This is a genomic window from Enterobacter sp. SECR19-1250 (assembly GCF_013391025.1).
Classification (GTDB): Bacteria; Pseudomonadota; Gammaproteobacteria; order Enterobacterales; family Enterobacteriaceae; genus Enterobacter; species Enterobacter cloacae.
Window position 1 is genome coordinate 1 of the sequence record NZ_JACASJ010000258.1, and the last position, 1329, is coordinate 1329.

The following is a 1329-nucleotide window of genomic DNA, read 5'->3' on the forward strand; positions in this document are numbered from 1 at the left end:
TTATTGCCCGGTGGCGCTGCGCTTACCGGGCCTACAGTCCCGTAGATACTGTTATGCCACGCAAGCATTTTTCTCGTGCAGTGTGGCATCGAACGGGCGTCCTGATTTCAGGACGCCATACGCCACCTGCGCCAGCTTACGCATCATTGCTCCGATTATCAGCTTCGCACCCTTACCGTTATTTTCCAGACGACTCCTGAACGCTTTTCCCCACTCCGTTTTGTACAGCGCCACCATCGCGGGCATATACAGCGCCCTGCGAAGCGAGACATGTCCTGCCTTACTCATCCTGCTTGCCCTGTTTATGCTGCTTCCGGATTCATGCTGACGCGGTGTCAGCCCCGCGAACGCCGCGAACTGCCTCGCCTGACCGAACCTGTCCTTCAGCCCCACATACGCCAGCAGCACGGCGGACGTCTTTTCACCTATACCCGGTATGCTGTCCAGCAGTTTTCGCCGGTGCTTCATATCCGGGTCATCATCCGTCAGGTCCTTTATCTGTTTCTCCAGTCGCTTCAGCTCCGCTTCCAGCCACAGAAGGTGCGCATCAATGCTCGGCATCTGCACTTCCCGCGCCGTCTCCCGGCGGTTCAGCTCCTGCGTGTGCATGTCCGTCAGGGACTGATGCCGCAGTACCAGCGCCCGTAACGCGCGCTCCAGCGGATGCGGTGCCTCCCAGACTGCCGGGCGCTTCTGCCGGCAGAACTCTGCCAGCATACGGGCATCCACAGCATCGGTTTTACTGCGCAGACCTTCGCTCTGCGCAAAGGCTTTACCCAGCGCAGGATTGATGATGGAGACGGTGAAACCGGCATCACTGAGGCAGGCCGCGGCGTCTTCCATATAGGTGCTGGTCGCCTCCATGCAGATATGGGCTGGTGCCACGCCGTGATTATGAAGCCAGCTGAGCAGCTCATTGTGACCTTTAGGGGTGTTAGCAAACTTTTTGCTGCGGTGACGGCCATCAGGTCGCAGCACATCGACATCCAGCTTAGCTTTGGAGACATCGATACCAATAAAGTGAAGTTCCTGTTCCATAGTGAAACCAACCTTGTGAATGCGGGTTACCGGGAAAACCGGTCCATGATACTGTCCGGTTTGTCACTTGTGGAGAAGGGGCAGTCCACTGCAGGGATCTACGATACAGGTTCGTGGCCTAAGGCCGGGTACGGCATGTGGACTGCCTGACAGAAAGAACTGGCCGGTTCTTTCTGTACGGGAGGATAATACAAGGCCGGGTAAGGCGAAGCCGCCACCCGGCAGGTTTCCAGAACGCACAAAAGCAAAAAGCCTGCTTTAAAAGCAGGCTTTTCAAATTTGGCTCCTCTG

The 1329-nt window shown here is 56.9% G+C and carries 2 protein-coding genes; both read right to left on the minus strand.

Going from position 1 to position 1329, the window contains the following annotated elements:
* Nucleotides 1-51: 51 nt before the first annotated feature.
* Nucleotides 52-1038: an IS110 family transposase gene (locus tag HX884_RS26430; protein WP_058683253.1), complete on the minus strand. Its 987-nt coding sequence runs from the start codon at nt 1036-1038 to the stop codon at nt 52-54.
* Nucleotides 1039-1136: 98 nt separating this feature from the next.
* The coding region (locus tag HX884_RS27080) for a hypothetical protein (protein ID WP_218620153.1) at nt 1137-1329 on the minus strand (193 nt) is incomplete at its 5' end.